The following is a 15,141-nucleotide window of genomic DNA, read 5'->3' on the forward strand; positions in this document are numbered from 1 at the left end:
TACCAGGCACGCTAGGGAGCCGAGGCCGCCGCGCCGGACAGCACGCGGCCCGGGGGCACCCTTCTCACTCGTACGGGTGCACCCCGGGCCGTATGACCGGACGGGACCGGAGCGGAGGCTAGAGCTTCGTCCACGCCTCCGTCAGCGTCGCGCGCAGGATCTGCTCGATCTCGTCGAAGGTCGACTGGTCGGAGATCAGCGGCGGGGCGAGCTGGACGACCGGGTCGCCGCGGTCGTCGGCGCGGCAGTACAGGCCGTTGTCGTAGAGCGCCTTGGAGAGGAAGCCGTACAGGACGCGCTCGGTCTCCTCGTCGTTGAAGGACTCCTTGGTCGTCTTGTCCTTGACCAGCTCGATGCCGTAGAAGAAGCCGTTGCCGCGGACGTCGCCGACGATCGGCAGGTCGTGCAGCTTCTGCAGGGTCCCGAGGAAGGCGCTCTCGTTGTCGAGCACGTGCTGGGTGAGGTTCTCGCGCTCGAACAGGTCGAGGTTGGCGAGGCCGACGGCGGCGGAGACCGGGTGGCCGCCGAAGGTGTAGCCGTGCAGGAAGGTGTTGTCGCCCTTGTAGAACGGCTCGGCCAGGCGGTCGGAGATGATGCAGGCGCCGATCGGGGAGTAGCCCGAGGTCATGCCCTTGGCGCAGGTGATCATGTCCGGGACGTAGTCGAACTTGTCGCAGGCGAACATTGTGCCGAGCCGGCCGAAGGCGCAGATGACCTCGTCCGAGACGAGCAGCACGTCGTACCGGTCGCAGATCTCGCGCACGCGCTGGAAGTAGCCGGGCGGGGGCGGGAAGCAGCCGCCGGCGTTCTGCACGGGCTCCAGGAAGACCGCGGCGACCGTGTCCGGGCCCTCGAAGAGGATCTGCTGCTCGATCTGGTCGGCGGCCCAGCGGCCGAAGGCCTCCGGGTCGTCGCCGAAGAGCGGGGCGCGGTAGATGTTGGTGTTCGGGACCTTGTGCGCGCCCGGCACCAGCGGCTCGAACGGCGCCTTCAGGCCCGGGAGTCCGGTGATGGACAGGGCGCCCTGCGGGGTGCCGTGGTAGGCGACCGCGCGCGAGATGACCTTGTGCTTGGTGGGCTTGCCGACCAGCTTGAAGTACTGCTTGGCGAGCTTCCAGGCGGTCTCGACCGCCTCGCCGCCGCCGGTGGTGAAGAAGACCTTGTTGAGGTCGCCCGGCGCGTAGTCGGCGAGCCGTTCGGCCAGTTCGACGGCCTTGGGGTGGGCGTAGGACCAGACCGGGAAGAAGGCCAGTTCCTGTGCCTGCTTGAAGGCGGTCTCGGCGAGCTCCGTGCGGCCGTGTCCGGCCTGGACCACGAACAGGCCCGCGAGACCGTCGAGGTAGCGCTTGCCCTTGTCGTCGTAGATGTAGGTGCCCTCGCCGCGGACGATCGTCGGGACGGGGGAGTTCTCGTACGAGGACATGCGGGTGAAGTGCATCCACAGGTGGTCGTACGCGGTCTTGCTGAGGTCCTTGGGACTCACGGTTATCGGGTTCCCCACATGTAGGTCTGCTTCTTCAGCTTCAGGTAGACGAAGCTCTCGGTGGAGCGCACCCCGGGCAGCTTCCGGATGCGTTTGTTGATGACGTCCAGCAGGTGGTCGTCGTCCTCGCAGACGATCTCCGCGAGGATGTCGAACGAGCCCGCGGTCATCACCACGTACTCGACTTCCGACATGGCGGTCAGCGCCTCGGCTATGGACTCGACGTCGCCCTCGACGTTGACGCCGACCATCGCCTGCCGGCGGAAGCCCACGGTGAGCGGGTCCGTGACGGCGACGATCTGCATCACGCCCTGGTCGAGCAGCTTCTGGACGCGCTGGCGCACGGCCGCCTCGGACAGGCCCACGGCCTTGCCGATGGCGGCGTACGGCCGGCGGCCGTCCTCCTGGAGCTGCTCGATGATGGCGAGGGAGACGGCGTCCAGGTTCGGACCCGTGCCGTTCCTGGACTCGCGGGAGTCCCTCTGCTCTGCGCTTCGACTGGCCACGGCTTCACTGTGCACGACGTCTCGACAGTTCCGCAAGGGCGAACCGATGAAATTCGTTGTTTGCGTGACGGAGACCTGCGGATTTCGCAGTAATGCGGCGAGCGGGGGTGTTGAAAACGTCGGGTCGCCGATTAGGGTGGGTGTCTCAGTGAATGGACAGCCAGAACCAGAGAAGACCCTGACAGGAGGCCGGCAGTGAGCACCGAGCTGCGTCGTCTGCGCAACTACATCAACGGTGAGTTCCGGGACGCCGCCGACGGACGGACCACCGAGGTGGTCAACCCCGCGACGGGCGAGGCGTACGCGACCGCGCCGCTGTCGGGACAGGCGGACGTGGACGCCGCCATGGCGGCCGCCGCCGCGGCCTTCCCGGGCTGGCGCGACGTGACCCCGGCCGAGCGCCAGAAGGCCCTGCTGAAGATCGCGGACGCCTTCGAGGAGCGGGCCGAGGAGCTCATCGCGGCCGAGGTGGAGAACACGGGCAAGCCGATCGGGCTCACGCGGTCCGAGGAGATCCCGCCCATGGTCGACCAGATCCGCTTCTTCGCGGGCGCGGCCCGGATGCTGGAGGGGCGCTCGGCCGGCGAGTACATGGAGGGCCTGACCTCCATCGTCCGCCGCGAGCCGATCGGCGTCTGCGCGCAGGTCGCGCCCTGGAACTACCCGATGATGATGGCCGTGTGGAAGTTCGCCCCGGCCCTCGCGGCGGGCAACACCGTCGTCCTCAAGCCGTCGGACACCACCCCGGCCTCCACCGTCCTGATCGCCGAGATCATCGGTTCGATCGTGCCCAAGGGCGTCTTCAACGTCGTCTGCGGCGACCGCGACACCGGCCGGCTCATGGTCGAGCACCCGACCCCCGCGATGGCCTCCATCACCGGCTCCGTGCGGGCCGGCATGTCGGTCGCCGAGTCGGCCTCCAAGGACCTCAAGCGCGTCCACCTGGAGCTCGGCGGCAAGGCGCCGGTCGTCGTCTTCGACGACACCGACATCGCCAAGGCCGTCGAGGACATCTCCGTGGCGGGCTTCTTCAACGCCGGCCAGGACTGCACGGCCGCCACCCGCGTCCTCGTCCAGGAGGGCATCCACGACGAGTTCGTCGCGGCGCTCGCGAAGGCCGCGTCCGAGACGAAGACCGGTCAGCCGGACGACGAGGACGTGCTCTTCGGCCCGCTCAACAACCCCAACCAGCTCAAGCAGGTCTCCGGCTTCATCGAGCGCCTGCCCGCCCATGCGAAGGTCGAGGCCGGCGGCCACCAGGTCGGCGACAAGGGCTACTTCTACGCGCCCACCGTGGTCTCCGGGCTCAAGCAGGACGACGAGATCATCCAGAAGGAGGTCTTCGGTCCGGTCATCACCGTCCAGTCCTTCACGGACGAGGACCAGGCGGTCGAGTGGGCCAACGGCGTCGAGTACGCCCTCGCCTCCTCGGTGTGGACCAAGAACCACGGCCGGGCGATGCGGATGTCGAAGAAGCTCGACTTCGGCTGTGTGTGGATCAACACCCACATCCCGCTGGTCGCCGAGATGCCGCACGGCGGCTTCAAGAAGTCCGGCTACGGCAAGGACCTGTCGGCGTACGGCTTCGACGACTACACGCGGATCAAGCACGTCATGACGTCGCTGGACGCGTGATCCGTCGACGCGTGGTCCCTACGGCGTGAGGCGCGGCCCCGGACGGGAAGTTCCGTCCGGGGCCGCGCCGTTCCCCCCTCCTGTTCCCCCTCCGCGGTCAGGCGCTCAGCACGCCGGCCGTCAGGCCGGGCCCGTCGTCCGCACCGGCCTTCTCGGTGTGCAGGGACGGTCCTTCCTCGCCGGGCTTCCCGGGGGTGCCGGGCTCACCGGGCTTGCCCGGCTTCCCGGGCTTGCCGGGTGTCCCCGGCGGCGGCAGGGCGGGGCCCTCCGGGAAGGTGACGCCGGCCTTCTCCATGATCGGGCCGCAGGCCTTCAGGGCCTTCTTGTAGCTCGCGGACGTCGGGTCGAAGCCGTCGCCGCGGACCCGCACCTGGAAGCGGATGTGCCCCGCGTCGTCCTTCGAGGCGTGGAAGCGCGGGAAGACCGACTGGCCCTGCTCGCGCATGCACGCGGCGAAGTCCTCGTCGGCGGAGTTGACGTCGTCCGGGGCGTCCGCGGTGGGGTGATAGGCGACCGCGAACGCCGGCCGCGTGTCGTGGGACTTTCCGGAGTGGGTCGGTCCGCCCGTGAGGGCATGGGTCTGCCCGGTTCCGACGGCGCGGGTCTGTCCGGCTCCGACGGTGGCGGTCGAGGTGCCGGCGGCCTGGGCCGCCGACGCGCTGACCGTGCCGAGCGCGGCGGCCGTCAGGACGGCGATGCCGAGGGCGAGCCGCCCCGGCCGGGTCGCCAGAGCATGCATGGGTTCCTCCAGTGGTGAGGCGCTGTTGCTGACGTCCTCCAGGCAACCCGAGGTGCGGTTACAGCAGCGGAACGGCCGGACTTATCCGGGTGTAACCGCCCGCTCGCCACACTGAGGGCATGCGTGTGCTGGTGGTCGAGGACCACGAAGAGCTCGCCGAGACGGTGGCGGGCGGGCTGCGCCGGGAGGGCATGGCGGTCGACCTCGCCCTCGACGGCCCGACCGCCCTGGAGCGCGCCGAGGTCAACGGCTACGACGTCGTCGTACTCGACCGCGACCTGCCCGGGATCCACGGCGACCAGGTGTGCCGGCGGCTGGCGGGCGGCGGCAGCCGGGCCCGGGTGCTGATGCTCACCGCGTCGGGCACGGTGGCCGACCGGGTCGCGGGCCTCGGACTGGGCGCCGACGACTATCTCCCCAAGCCCTTCGCGTTCGCCGAACTCGTCGCGCGGATACGGGCCCTGGCGCGCCGCGCGCAGCCCGCGCTGCCGCCCGTCCTGGTCCGCGGCGAGCTGCGGCTCGACCCCGCGCGACGGGAGGCGAGCCGGTCCGGAGACCAACTCCCGCTCAGCCCGAAGGAGTTCGCGGTGCTGGAGCTGCTGCTCGGGGCGCAGGGCGCGGTCGTGTCCACCGAGGAACTGCTGGAGCGGGCATGGGACGAGGCGGCGGACCCCTTCAGCCAGACCGTGAAGGTCACCGTCAGCAGGCTGCGCCGCAAACTGGGCGAGCCGCCGCTGATCGAGACGGTGGACCGGGCCGGGTACCGCATCCGATGAGGGACTTCGCCCGGCTGTTCCCGCGCAGCATCCGATGGCGGCTGACCCTGCTCTACAGCGCCCTGTTCGTGGTGGCGGGCGCCCTGCTGCTCGGCTTCGTCTACGTCCTCGCCGCGCACTCGGCGACAAGCAGCAGGACCATCACCTCGGTCGGGGAACCCGGGGTGCCGGGCACGGGCGGCGCGCCCGCCGCGCCCGCGACCGTCAGTGCCGTGGCGGAGATCCTGCGCCGGGACCAGCTGCACGACCTGCTCGTCGAGGCCGCGGTGGCGCTCGCCGTGATGGCGCTGGCGTCGCTGGCCCTGGGCCGGCTGATGGCCGGGCGGGTGCTGTCGCCGCTGCGGACGATGACCGCCACCGCCCGCCGTATCTCCGCCGACAACCTGCACGAACGGCTCGCGGTGCCCGGTCCCGAGGACGAGCTGAAGGCGGTGGCGGACACCTTCGACGCCGTACTGGCCCGGCTGGAGGGCGCGTTCGAGGCGCAGAAGCAGTTCGTCGCCAACGCCTCGCACGAGCTGCGCACCCCGCTCACGCTCCAGCAGGCCGTCGTCGACGTGACCCTCGCCGACCCGGACGCCTCCGCGCAGACCCTGCGGGCCGCCCTGCAGCGGGTGCGCGCGGCCGGGCAGGAGCAGGAGCGGCTGATCGACGCCCTGCTCACGCTGGCGCGCAGCCAACGGGGCCTGGAGCGGCGGGAGTCGGTCGACCTCACGGCGATCGTGCGGGAACGGCTGCCGGACTCCGGGTGCCGGGTCCTGTCGCGGCTGGAGCCGGCGCCCGTGCTCGGCGATCCGCAGCTGATCGAGCGGCTGGTCGTCAACCTCACCGAGAACGCCGTGCGCCACAACCTCCCGGCGGGCCAGGAGGGGTGGGTGAGCGTGTGGACGGGACTGGACGTGACGGGCCGGCCCGGGCTGCGGATCGAGAACAGCGGCCCGGTGATCCCGCCGGACCAGGCGGCCGGGCTCTTCCAGCCGTTCCGCCGCCTGGGCCCCGACCGGGTCGCGGGGCGGCACGGACTCGGCCTCGGCATGTCCATCGTCGCCGCGGTCGCCGCCGCGCACGGCGGCCGCGTACTGGCCCGGACCCGTCCGGCCGGAGGGCTGATCGTGGAGGTCGCCCTGCCGCCCGCGCAGCCGCCCGCTCCCTCTGTCCCTCCCCGGTCGCCGGCTCCGGCGGCAGGTGTGCCGGAGTGATCGACAGGGTGTCCGGCCCGCGCGGGCGTACTCGACGCTGCGTCGATTGCCGGGGCGCGAACGGGGGCGGCATGGTGCTGCCATGCCCTCCACCGCGAAGAACAGCTCCCTCACCCGCCGGTCCCTGTTGCGCGCGCTGGGCGGCGGTGCGGTGCTCGGCGGCCTGGCCGGGTGCGGGGTGCCGGCCGCCTATGTGCAGCCGGGCGAGCGTGCCGTCGCGGATCTGTCGGGCAGCGACAAGCGGCTGAACTGGGCGAACTGGCCGCTGTACATCGACACCGACGACGACCACCCCGACCGGCGGCCCACGCTGGAGGCCTTCGAGAAGCAGACGGGGATCTCTGTCCGGTACACCGAGGAGATCAACGACAACGACGAGTTCTTCGGCAAGATCAGCCCCGCCCTGATGAACCACCAGCGCACCGGCCGCGATCTGATCGTCATGAGCGACTGGATGTGCGCGCGGTTCGTACGGCTGGGCTGGGTGCAGGAGATGGACCGGGCCGGACAGCCGAACGTCGCCAAGTACCTTGACCCCCAGCTGCGTTCGCCCGCCTTCGACCCGGGCCGCAGATACTCGGTGCCGTGGCAGTCCGGCATCACCGGCATCGCCTACGACCGCCGCAGACTGGGCCGCGAGATCCGGCACGTCTCCGATCTGTGGGCGCGCGACCTCAAGGGCCGGGTGACCCTGCTGTCCGGTCTGGACGAGGCGTTCGCGCTGCTGATGCAGGGCAACGGCGTCGACATCACCCGGTGGACGGCGGACGACTTCCACCAGGTCTGCGACCAGGTCGAGAAGTACGTCGACCAGGGCCACATCCGCCGCTTCACCGGCAACGACTACACCAAGGACCTGGTCAGCGGGGACGTGCTGGCCTGCCAGGCGTACTCAGGCGACGTCATCCAGCTCCAGGCGGACAACCCGCACATCCGCTTCGTCGTCCCCGAGGAGGGCGCGGAGCTGTGGTCCGACTCCCTGATGGTCCCCGACCACGCCGAGCACAAGCGCAACGCCGAACGCCTCGTCGACCACTACTTCGAGCCCGAGGTCGCCGCCGAACTCGCCGCCTGGGTGAACTACGTCTGCCCGGTCCCGGCCGCCCGGGACGTCCTCGCCGACGCGAAGGACGAGGACACCGCCGGCCTCGCCGAGAACCCCCTGATCTTCCCGGACGACGCGATGCGCGAGCGGCTCGTGATCGCGCGCGACATCACGTCGAGGGAACGGGTGGAGTTCGCCAGGAGATGGAACGGGATCGTGGGGTTGTGAGCAGGGCCGGGACCGCCGGTCAGAACTGCGGTGCCGCGTCGGAGCGGATGGCGGCGATGTCGAACTGCAGACGCACCTTCTCGCTCACCATGGCGCCGCCCTCCGCCAGCTTCTGGCTGTAGCTCAGGCCCCATTCGGTGCGGTTGATGGTGGTCGTGCCGTCGAATCCCACCCGCTGCATGCCGAACGGATCGGTGACGTGCCCGATGTAGGTGAGGTCCAGGTCGACCGGGCGGGTGGTGCGCTTGATGGTGAGGTCGCCGGTCATGCGGTAGACGTCGCTGCCCACCAGCTTCACCGTCGTACTGACGAAGCGCATCTGCGGGTAGTTCCTGGCGTCCAGGAAGTCGCGGCCGACCAGATGGGCGTCGCGCTGCTCGACACCGGTGTCGACCGAAGCGGTGGCCATGACGATCTCGGCCCGGGAACGGGAGGGATCGCTGCCGTCGAAGTGAAGCCGGCTCTCGTACTCCGTGAACGCCCCGCGGACCGTCGTCACCATGGCGTGGCGCACGGAGAAGCCGATACGGCTGTGCGCCGGGTCGATGATCCACTCTCCCGTCAGCTCCGCGAGTGCGGGATCCGGCATACCGGCCCTGGGGGGAAAGGCCGGTACCTCCGGGGCGAGTCGGGGGGCGGGTGCGGTGGGGGGAGCCGGGCGGCGCAGGGACGCAGCTCGGGTGAACAGGTTCATGATTCACGTAGTTACGTCATGGCAGGAAGCGCCGCAAGACACCTTCAACAGCCGCGCACACTCGTCACCAAATAGCCCCCGACCAGCGGGCCCGCAGGCCGCCCCGGGGACTTTGCCCGCTCTTTACAACCCGCTCCGGGCCTGCCTCGTCTCTCCGCTCGATCCATCACACAGCCCGCCGGTCGACCACCGTCGGGCCGACGAAAGAGAGCGATTCATGCGCCGAACGGGCCTCAGTGCCATGGCACTTGCGTGCACCGCCGTCCTGGCGGGCGCCGTGCCCGCCTTCGCCGACTCCGGGACCTCGACCCCCAGCCCCGCCCGCACTGCCGCCACCCGGACCAGCCCCGCTCCCTCCGCCGCCGAGGCGAGCCCCGTCCCGAGCGCGGCGACCCGGGTGCCCTCGCGCCAGGTCTCCGTCGTGCCGAGCGGTGCTCCCGACACCGGTGTGGCGCCGCAGAGTTCCGGCTCCGGCGCGGGTGCGCTGATCGGCGGGGGCGCCGCCGCGGCCGTCGCGCTCGGTGGCGGAGCGGTCTTCCTCGTACGCCGCCGGCAGGCGAACGGGGCATGAGGCCGCTCTCCAGGCACGCCCTCGCCGCCACGGCGCTGGCCACGCTGCTCGTGGGCTGCGGCGGTCCCGGAGCCACGACGGGCGCCGCGTCCGACGCGGGCCGGGCGGGCGCACCGTCCGCCTCGGCGCCCTCGTCCTCCGCACCGCCGTCCGCCGGGTCGGTGCCGGCGGTGGGGCGATCGGCCCCGGTCGGGCTCCGGATTCCGGCCATCGGGGTCGACACCCCGGTGATGAAGCTGGGCCTGGCCGCGGACGGCACCGTCGAGGTGCCGCCGATCACGGCGCACGACGAGGCGGGCTGGTACGAGCACTCCCCGACGCCGGGCCGGACCGGTCCGTCGGTGATCCTCGGCCATGTCACGGTCGGCGCCTACGGGGACGGGGTGTTCCGGCATCTCAAGGACCTGCACCGGGGCGAGAGGATCGTGGCACGCCTGGAGAACGGCACGGCTGCGGAGTTCTCCGTGACCGACGTACGGACGGTGGCCAAGGACCATTTCCCGGCGGACGAGGTCTACGGCGACGTGGACCGGCCCGAGCTGCGGCTCATCACCTGCGGCGGCGCACGGACCGGTGACGGCTACCGCGACAACGTGATCGTCTTCGCCCGGCTGAGCTCCACGAGCCGCTGACCCGGCCCCGGCCGGTTCCGTCCCGAAGTCCGGGCCGAGGGAACGTACGCCCCCGGCCCGGGCTCTTCCCCCACGAGACCCACTGCCACCCGCCCCCCCCCACACGAATGCCCCACACCCCGGGAGAACGTTGAACCGGTCCCGAGAGAAGGCCGCGTCCGAGCTGTTCGCCGCCCTCTACCCGCGTCTCGCCGGCTGGGTCCGTCGGCTGGTCGACGACGACGAGACGGCCCACGAGATCGCCTCGGAGGCGTTCACCCGGCTCTGGGCCCGCTGGACGGCCGTGGCCGAGCCGCGCGGTTTCCTCTACGTCACCGCGGCCAATCTCGTCCGGGACCACTGGCGCAAGCTGGAGCGCGAGCGCAGAGCCGTGCGCCGGGCCACCACCGAGGCCGCGGTCACCCCGCCGCCGGAACAGGCGGACCCTTCGGTACGGCTGCTCGTGCAGTCGCTCCCCGAACGGCTGCGCGTCCCGATCCTCCTGCACTACTACGCTGACATGCCGATCCGGGAGGTGTCCGTGCTCACCGGACGCAAGGAAGGGACGGTCAAGGCCGACCTCCACACGGCCCGCGAACTGCTCCGCGCCCACCTGAGGAGAAGCCTTGATCACACACTCTGACGACGGCCCGGAGTACGACCCCGACGACCCGCTCACCGTCATCATGCGGCCCCCCGCCGAGTATCTCGGCGCACCCCCCGGCCGCTACGAGGCGATCCGCCGCGGCGCGTCCCGCCGCCGGATGCTGCGGGCCGCCGCCGGGGCCGCCGTGACCTGCGGTGTGGCCGCCCTCATCGTGCTGCCCCTGCGGCTGACCGCCTCGGAGGGCCATGGCTCCCCGACGGTCCCGCTCGCCCCGCCGCCCGCGAGCAGCCCGTCGACGCCGCCGCACCGGCCGGCGACGCCGGAGCCGAGCAGCCCTGACCCGAGCCAGGACCGCCGGACCGCCGAGACCGGCGCCGCACCCACCACCACACCCACCCGGCGACCGGCCGCGAACGACCGCCCCAGCCCGTCCGCCTCCGCCGCGGAGACCGTCACCCGGGTCCCCTCGATGCAGCCGTCCGCGGCAAGGACCGGTACGGCCTCGACCCCTTCGGCGGCCGACCGGCGCCGATAAGTTTTGAACGTGTTCAATTCTCGGCGTACGCTGTCCCCATGAGCGACAGAGCCGCCCTGCTCAAGGGCATCCGTGCCTGGTTGGTCCTCTTCGTCGTATGCCTGGTGCTCAGCGGCGCCACGGCCTTCCCCCTGGTGCACGAACTGCGCTGGACCGAGGACCTGTTGCGGTCCCTGTCCGTGCCCGAGCACCTCCCCGCGCTCATGCACTGGATCGAGCGCGTCCGGCACGGACTGGACACCGCCGACGCCGACTACCCCTTCCTCCTCTACGGCACCGACTGGCTGGCCTTCGCCCATCTCGTCATCGCGGTCGCCTTCTACGGCCCCTACCGCGACCCCGTACGCAACGTCTGGGTCGTCGAGTTCGCGATGATCGCCTGCGCCGGGATCATCCCGCTGGCCCTGATCTGCGGACCGATCCGGGGCATCCCCCTGTGGTGGTCGGTGATCGACATGTCGTTCGGGGTGTTCGGGGTGATCCCGCTGTACATCGTCCGCAGCAGGATCAAGCGGCTGGAGGCGCTCGCTCCGTATCCTGCCGCGGTGCCCGCTGTCTGAGCCGACGGTGCCTCAGTGCTGGGAGACGCGATCCCGCAGCGCGCACAGCACGTCCACGCGGTTCGTCGTGATCGAGTCGACGCCCGCGTCGATCAGCCGGCGCATCGAGCGCCGGGTGTCAGGGGTCCAGACGGCGACGAGATACCCGGCGTGGTGGATGTGCGCCGCGAGACCGTGGTCCACCAGCGGCCAGCGGTAGTTGAGCCAGCGCGGCTTCACCGCGTCGAGCAGGGCGGGACGCGGCGGCGCGAGACTGGTGCAGGTCAGGGCGATCTCGGCGGACGGGTCGGCGCCGCGCACGGCGAGCATGGCGGCCGCGTCCGCGCAGTAGTACACGCGGTCGGCCGCCCCCGCCTCCCGTACGGCGTCCACGATCCGGCGGGCCGTGCGCACGTCCCGGGTGCCGGGCAGGTCGAGCATGAGCCTGCCTCCGCCGTCGGCGGCGGCCAGCGCCTCCGCCAGGGTCGGCACGCCGCCGTCCGTGAGACCGCGCACCTCGTCCGCCGACAGCGAGGCGAGGGGCCGCTCGTGCCCCCACAGCCGCTTCAGCGTCTCGTCGTGCAGCAGCACGGGGACGCCGTCCCTGGTCAGGCGTACGTCGATCTCGACGGCGTCCGCGCCCAGTTCGAGCGCGGAACGCAGCGAGGCGACGGTGTTCTCACGGACCCGGTAGGGGTCGCCGCGGTGGGCCACGACGGTCACGTTCTGCATGGCCCTCATTGTGTCGGGATCAGGGCGCGAGCCAAGAGGCGGTGTAGGAGTCGATCTCCTGGCGGATGCGCGCCTTGCCGGGCTCGTCGAGGAAGGAGACGTCGACCGCGGTCTTCGCCAGCTCCGCCAGGCCCTGTTCGTGGAGGTTCAGCAGCCGGGCGGCGACCGCGTACTCGTTGTTGAGGTCGGTGCCGAACATCGGCGGGTCGTCGGAGTTGACGGTGATGACGACCCCGGCCTGCACGAACTCCTTGATCGGGTGCTCGTCGAGGGTGCGCACCGCCCTGGTGGCGATGTTGGAGGTGGGGCAGACCTCCAGCGGGATGCGGTGCTCGGCGAGATGCGCGAGCAGCTTCGGGTCCTGGGCGGAGCTGGTGCCGTGGCCGATGCGCTCGGCCCGCAGGTCGGTGAGCGCGTCCCAGACCGTCTGCGGGCCGGTGGTCTCGCCGGCGTGCGGCACCGAGCGCAGTCCGGCGGCGATGGCCCGGTCGAAGTACGGCTTGAACTGCGGCCGCTCCACGCCGATCTCGGGCCCGCCGAGGCCGAACGAGACGAGGCCCTCGGGACGCAGGCGGTCGTCGGTCGCCAGCCGGACCGTCTCCTCGGCGGCCTCCAGACCGGCCTCGCCGGGGATGTCGAAGCACCAGCGCAGCACGGTCCCGAACTCGGCCTCGGCCGACTTGCGCGCGTCCTCGATGGCGTCCATGAAGGCGCGCTCGTCGATGTTGCGGCGGGTGGAGGACCAGGGGGTGATGGTCAGCTCGGCGTAGCGGACCTGCTGGCGGGCCAGATCGCGGGCGATCTCGTACGTCAGCAGCCGTACGTCCTCCGGCGTGCGGATCAGGTCCACGACGGACAGGTACACGTCGATGAAGTGGGCGAAGTCCGTGAACGTGAAGAAGTCGACCAGGGCCTCGGGGTCGGAGGGCACCTTGGAGTCGGGGTGGCGGGAGGCCAGCTCCGAGACGATGCGGGGGGAGGCGGAACCGACGTGGTGGACGTGCAGTTCGGCCTTGGGCAGTCCGGCGATGAAGGCGTGCAGGTCACGCAGGGGGGCGGCGGACGCGTCGAGATGCTCGGTCAAGGGTTCCTCCCCAAAGCGGCGCCGGCATGCCTCACGGGGCGCGGCGCGGGTGATCGGCTGATCGTGTGGGGACATCGTAATTCGCGTGATCGTACGGGGGCATCGTATTTCGCGCTCGGCGGGAGCGGTCCGGACGACGGGCGGACGGCGTTGTCACCGGACCGGTACGAGACGGCAGCAGGACCGGGAAGCGGCAGCGCAGGGGCCAGGCCTTAGCATGGCGGGACGAACGACCGAGGGGGGACGTGCACGTGACGGACGGAACGCAGCCGAACGGAGCCGCCGACCGCGATCCGTGGGCGCCGCCCGAGCACCGGCCATCGCTGGACAAGACGCCGCAGCAGCCCGCGCAGCCGCCGGTGCGCGACCAGCCGCCGTCCGTGCACGATCAGGCCACGGTGACCTCCCTGCCGTCCGACGGCTTCGCCCCGCCCGCCGCCTCGGGCTACGGCCCGCCCGGCCCGGGGCCGGCAGGCTCCCCGGTGCCGCCCCCGCCGCCCGCGCCCTCCGGCCCGGGCATGCCCGCCCCGCCGCACGGCGGCTACGGCTACGGCTACCCCGGGGGCTACGGCTGGCCCGGTATGCCGATGGCCCCGCAGAACGGCATGGGCATCGCGTCGATGGTGCTCGGGATCTGCTCCCTGTGCCTGTTCTGCCTGTACGGCGTGGTCTCCGTCGTGCTGGGCATCCTCGCCGTGGTCTTCGGCATCAAGGGCCGCCGGCGGGCCGAGCGGGGCGAGGCGGACAACCGCGGCCAGGCCCAGGCCGGCCTGGTCATGGGGATCATCGGGATCGTGCTCGGCATCGTCGTGATCGTCCTCATCGCGATCGGCATCACGGCCGCGATCAACAACGACGACGACGCGGACCCCGATCCGTACTACTACGGCTCCGCCCACACCATCTCGGCGACGGTCCCGCTCGACCGCTGAGACGGCCGGCCCCGTCCGCCCCAACTGCCTGCGCAGACCCTCTCGTCGGCGCCTTGCACGGCCATTACGATGCCTTGACGTCAACGGAGGGGAGACCGTTCCATGTCCGACACCAATCCCGCGCCCGGTGGCTTCGGCCCGCCGAACCCGCCCCCGCAGCAGCCGGCCCCGGGATACGGATACCCGCAACAGCCCGGTCCGGGCTACGGCTATCCCCAGACGGGCCCGTCCTACCCGGCCGCGCCGCCCGTGGGCTACCCGCAGGCCCCCGGCTACGGCATGCCGATGCAGCCGCGCAACGGCATGGGCACCTCGGGGCTGGTGCTGGGCATCATCGGCGTGGTCTGCAGTCTCACCTTCTTCCTGTGGTTCTTCGGCGTCATCCTCGGCATCCTCGCGATCATCTTCGGCGCCATCGGCCGCGGAAGGGCCAACCGCGGCGAGGCCAACAACAAGGGCGCGGCGACCGCGGGCCTCGTCTGCGGCATCGTGGCCTGCGTGATCCTGCCACTCCTGGGCGTCCTGCTCTTCGCAAGCATCATGGGCGGCCTGGGCGCGGCCTGAACACCCGGCGCATGCCCAGTGAGGGGGCCGGCCGCCGGCCGGCCCCTTCTCATAGCCGCACCGCCGTCACGGCGCCCCCGCCCCGTCCGCCGCCCCCCTCAGCCGCTCCCGTGCCTCCATCAGTGCGAACCCCAGTAGGTTCGCCCCCTGCCAGCGCTCCGGATCCGTTGCCGACTCGTCGGTCGTCGCGAGGCCGATGCCCCATACGCGGTCGACCGGGCTTGCTTCGACCAGTACGCGGTCGGCGGTGCCCAGGAGGTAGTCACGCAGGGAGGTGTCGGCGGCGAACTTGTGGATGCTGCCCTCGACCACGATCGAGAAGCGCTCGCGCTCCCATATCGCCTCGTCGAAGCCGCGCACCAGGCGGCCCGCCTTCTTGGCGAGGGACGGGTGCCCGGCGGCGAGAACGCGCCGCTCCGCCTCCGCGTCCCCGAACAGCTGCGCTTTCCGCGCCATCATCCAGTGCTCGGCCGTGCCGTACTCCACCCCGTCGACCGTGAACGGCGACGGCCACCACTGACTGAGGCAACTGGCGCCCACCCGCCCGTCGGCCCGCGCCCGGTGCCCCCAGAAATGCAGATACTTGATCTTCGCCCCCGCGCGGACCGCCCTGACCAGGGCCTCCCGTGAGTCGATCTTCCCCGTGGTCCTCTCCATGCAC

18 protein-coding genes are annotated in these 15,141 nt (G+C 71.5%); 11 read left to right on the top strand and 7 right to left on the bottom strand.

Annotated features, from left to right (window positions below; translation table 11 throughout):
• Positions 1-118: 118 nt before the first annotated feature.
• Complete coding sequence (locus MQN93_RS33375; RefSeq protein ID WP_242712483.1) at positions 119-1,501, bottom strand: aspartate aminotransferase family protein; 1,383 nt, start codon at positions 1,499-1,501, stop codon at positions 119-121.
• A complete protein-coding gene (locus MQN93_RS33380; RefSeq protein WP_016432373.1) occupies positions 1,486-2,004 on the bottom strand; it encodes an Lrp/AsnC family transcriptional regulator in 519 nt (172 codons plus the stop codon). The genes MQN93_RS33375 and MQN93_RS33380 overlap by 16 nt, the downstream gene beginning before the upstream one ends.
• A 180-nt stretch (positions 2,005-2,184) precedes the next feature.
• On the opposite strand from MQN93_RS33380, the gene MQN93_RS33385 reads away from it, so the two are divergent.
• Entirely contained in the window at positions 2,185-3,624 is a 1,440-nt protein-coding gene (locus MQN93_RS33385) for a gamma-aminobutyraldehyde dehydrogenase (RefSeq protein WP_016432372.1), read from the top strand.
• Between the two features lie 97 nt (positions 3,625-3,721).
• Here the strand turns inward: MQN93_RS33385 and MQN93_RS33390 are convergent, their stop codons facing one another.
• Positions 3,722-4,363 (bottom strand): hypothetical protein, encoded by a 642-nt coding sequence (locus tag MQN93_RS33390; protein ID WP_242712484.1) that lies wholly within the window; start codon positions 4,361-4,363, stop codon positions 3,722-3,724.
• A gap of 119 nt (positions 4,364-4,482) precedes the next feature.
• Here MQN93_RS33390 and MQN93_RS33395 point away from each other — a divergent pair, with 119 nt between their 5' ends.
• The 3 genes from MQN93_RS33395 to MQN93_RS33405 all read left to right on the top strand — a co-directional run bounded on the left by MQN93_RS33395 (position 4,483) and on the right by MQN93_RS33405 (position 7,611).
• Positions 4,483-5,139, top strand: a complete 657-nt coding sequence (locus MQN93_RS33395; RefSeq protein ID WP_037780334.1) for a response regulator transcription factor — start codon at positions 4,483-4,485, stop codon at positions 5,137-5,139.
• Positions 5,136-6,338 (top strand): sensor histidine kinase, encoded by a 1,203-nt coding sequence (locus MQN93_RS33400; RefSeq protein WP_242712485.1) that lies wholly within the window; start codon positions 5,136-5,138, stop codon positions 6,336-6,338. The genes MQN93_RS33395 and MQN93_RS33400 overlap by 4 nt, the downstream gene beginning before the upstream one ends.
• A gap of 82 nt (positions 6,339-6,420) precedes the next feature.
• On the top strand, positions 6,421-7,611 hold the full coding sequence (locus tag MQN93_RS33405; RefSeq protein WP_242712486.1) for a polyamine ABC transporter substrate-binding protein: 1,191 nt from the start codon (positions 6,421-6,423) through the stop codon (positions 7,609-7,611).
• A gap of 19 nt (positions 7,612-7,630) precedes the next feature.
• On the opposite strand, the gene MQN93_RS33410 is transcribed toward MQN93_RS33405, so the two are convergent.
• The gene (locus tag MQN93_RS33410) at positions 7,631-8,305 is read right to left on the bottom strand and encodes a YceI family protein (RefSeq protein ID WP_037780331.1); all 675 of its coding nucleotides are present in this window, start codon (positions 8,303-8,305) and stop codon (positions 7,631-7,633) included.
• A gap of 217 nt (positions 8,306-8,522) precedes the next feature.
• On the opposite strand from MQN93_RS33410, the gene MQN93_RS33415 reads away from it, so the two are divergent.
• From MQN93_RS33415 to MQN93_RS33435, 5 genes are all read left to right on the top strand, one after another.
• Positions 8,523-8,876, top strand: coding sequence for a hypothetical protein (locus MQN93_RS33415; protein ID WP_016432366.1), 354 nt, complete (start codon positions 8,523-8,525; stop codon positions 8,874-8,876).
• A complete protein-coding gene (locus MQN93_RS33420; protein ID WP_242712487.1) occupies positions 8,873-9,508 on the top strand; it encodes a class F sortase in 636 nt (211 codons plus the stop codon). The genes MQN93_RS33415 and MQN93_RS33420 overlap by 4 nt, the downstream gene beginning before the upstream one ends.
• A 130-nt stretch (positions 9,509-9,638) precedes the next feature.
• Positions 9,639-10,130: an RNA polymerase sigma factor gene (locus MQN93_RS33425; RefSeq protein WP_016432364.1), complete on the top strand. Its 492-nt coding sequence runs from the start codon at positions 9,639-9,641 to the stop codon at positions 10,128-10,130.
• Positions 10,114-10,629, top strand: a complete 516-nt coding sequence (locus tag MQN93_RS33430) for a hypothetical protein (protein WP_016432363.1) — start codon at positions 10,114-10,116, stop codon at positions 10,627-10,629. The genes MQN93_RS33425 and MQN93_RS33430 overlap by 17 nt, the downstream gene beginning before the upstream one ends.
• 38 nt (positions 10,630-10,667) lie before the next feature.
• Positions 10,668-11,189, top strand: coding sequence for a hypothetical protein (locus MQN93_RS33435; protein ID WP_242712488.1), 522 nt, complete (start codon positions 10,668-10,670; stop codon positions 11,187-11,189).
• A 12-nt stretch (positions 11,190-11,201) separates the two neighbouring features.
• Here the strand turns inward: MQN93_RS33435 and MQN93_RS33440 are convergent, their stop codons facing one another.
• Entirely contained in the window at positions 11,202-11,900 is a 699-nt protein-coding gene (locus MQN93_RS33440; protein ID WP_242712489.1) for a glycerophosphodiester phosphodiesterase, read from the bottom strand.
• A gap of 19 nt (positions 11,901-11,919) precedes the next feature.
• Complete coding sequence (locus MQN93_RS33445; protein ID WP_242712490.1) at positions 11,920-13,059, bottom strand: adenosine deaminase; 1,140 nt, start codon at positions 13,057-13,059, stop codon at positions 11,920-11,922.
• A gap of 176 nt (positions 13,060-13,235) precedes the next feature.
• Here MQN93_RS33445 and MQN93_RS33450 point away from each other — a divergent pair, with 176 nt between their 5' ends.
• Both MQN93_RS33450 and MQN93_RS33455 read left to right on the top strand, forming a co-directional pair.
• The gene (locus MQN93_RS33450; protein WP_372504504.1) at positions 13,236-13,916 is read left to right on the top strand and encodes a DUF4190 domain-containing protein; all 681 of its coding nucleotides are present in this window, start codon (positions 13,236-13,238) and stop codon (positions 13,914-13,916) included.
• Between the two features lie 102 nt (positions 13,917-14,018).
• Positions 14,019-14,480, top strand: a complete 462-nt coding sequence (locus MQN93_RS33455) for a DUF4190 domain-containing protein (RefSeq protein WP_016432358.1) — start codon at positions 14,019-14,021, stop codon at positions 14,478-14,480.
• Positions 14,481-14,546: 66 nt separating this feature from the next.
• On the opposite strand, the gene ybiA is transcribed toward MQN93_RS33455, so the two are convergent.
• On the bottom strand, positions 14,547-15,137 hold the full coding sequence (gene ybiA / locus MQN93_RS33460) for a riboflavin biosynthesis intermediates N-glycosidase (RefSeq protein WP_037780325.1): 591 nt from the start codon (positions 15,135-15,137) through the stop codon (positions 14,547-14,549).
• Positions 15,138-15,141 lie beyond the last annotated feature (4 nt).

It is taken from the genome of Streptomyces spinosisporus (assembly GCF_022698145.1).
GTDB classification, from domain to species: Bacteria; Actinomycetota; Actinomycetes; order Streptomycetales; family Streptomycetaceae; genus Streptomyces; species Streptomyces spinosisporus.

What these genes read in the sequence shown, in the direction of transcription:
- MQN93_RS33390 (WP_242712484.1), bottom strand. Translation starts at nt 4,363, where the DNA reads ATGCATGCTCTGGCGACCCGGCCGGGGCGGCTCGCCCTCGGCATCGCC.
- MQN93_RS33400 (WP_242712485.1), top strand. Translation starts at nt 5,136, where the DNA reads ATGAGGGACTTCGCCCGGCTGTTCCCGCGCAGCATCCGATGGCGGCTG.
- MQN93_RS33395 (WP_037780334.1), top strand. Translation starts at nt 4,483, where the DNA reads ATGCGTGTGCTGGTGGTCGAGGACCACGAAGAGCTCGCCGAGACGGTG.
- MQN93_RS33410 (WP_037780331.1), bottom strand. Translation starts at nt 8,305, where the DNA reads ATGAACCTGTTCACCCGAGCTGCGTCCCTGCGCCGCCCGGCTCCCCCC.
- MQN93_RS33440 (WP_242712489.1), bottom strand. Translation starts at nt 11,900, where the DNA reads ATGCAGAACGTGACCGTCGTGGCCCACCGCGGCGACCCCTACCGGGTC.
- ybiA (WP_037780325.1), bottom strand. Translation starts at nt 15,137, where the DNA reads ATGGAGAGGACCACGGGGAAGATCGACTCACGGGAGGCCCTGGTCAGG.
- MQN93_RS33435 (WP_242712488.1), top strand. Translation starts at nt 10,668, where the DNA reads ATGAGCGACAGAGCCGCCCTGCTCAAGGGCATCCGTGCCTGGTTGGTC.
- MQN93_RS33405 (WP_242712486.1), top strand. Translation starts at nt 6,421, where the DNA reads ATGCCCTCCACCGCGAAGAACAGCTCCCTCACCCGCCGGTCCCTGTTG.
- MQN93_RS33420 (WP_242712487.1), top strand. Translation starts at nt 8,873, where the DNA reads ATGAGGCCGCTCTCCAGGCACGCCCTCGCCGCCACGGCGCTGGCCACG.
- MQN93_RS33445 (WP_242712490.1), bottom strand. Translation starts at nt 13,059, where the DNA reads ATGTCCCCACACGATCAGCCGATCACCCGCGCCGCGCCCCGTGAGGCA.
- MQN93_RS33415 (WP_016432366.1), top strand. Translation starts at nt 8,523, where the DNA reads ATGCGCCGAACGGGCCTCAGTGCCATGGCACTTGCGTGCACCGCCGTC.
- MQN93_RS33455 (WP_016432358.1), top strand. Translation starts at nt 14,019, where the DNA reads ATGTCCGACACCAATCCCGCGCCCGGTGGCTTCGGCCCGCCGAACCCG.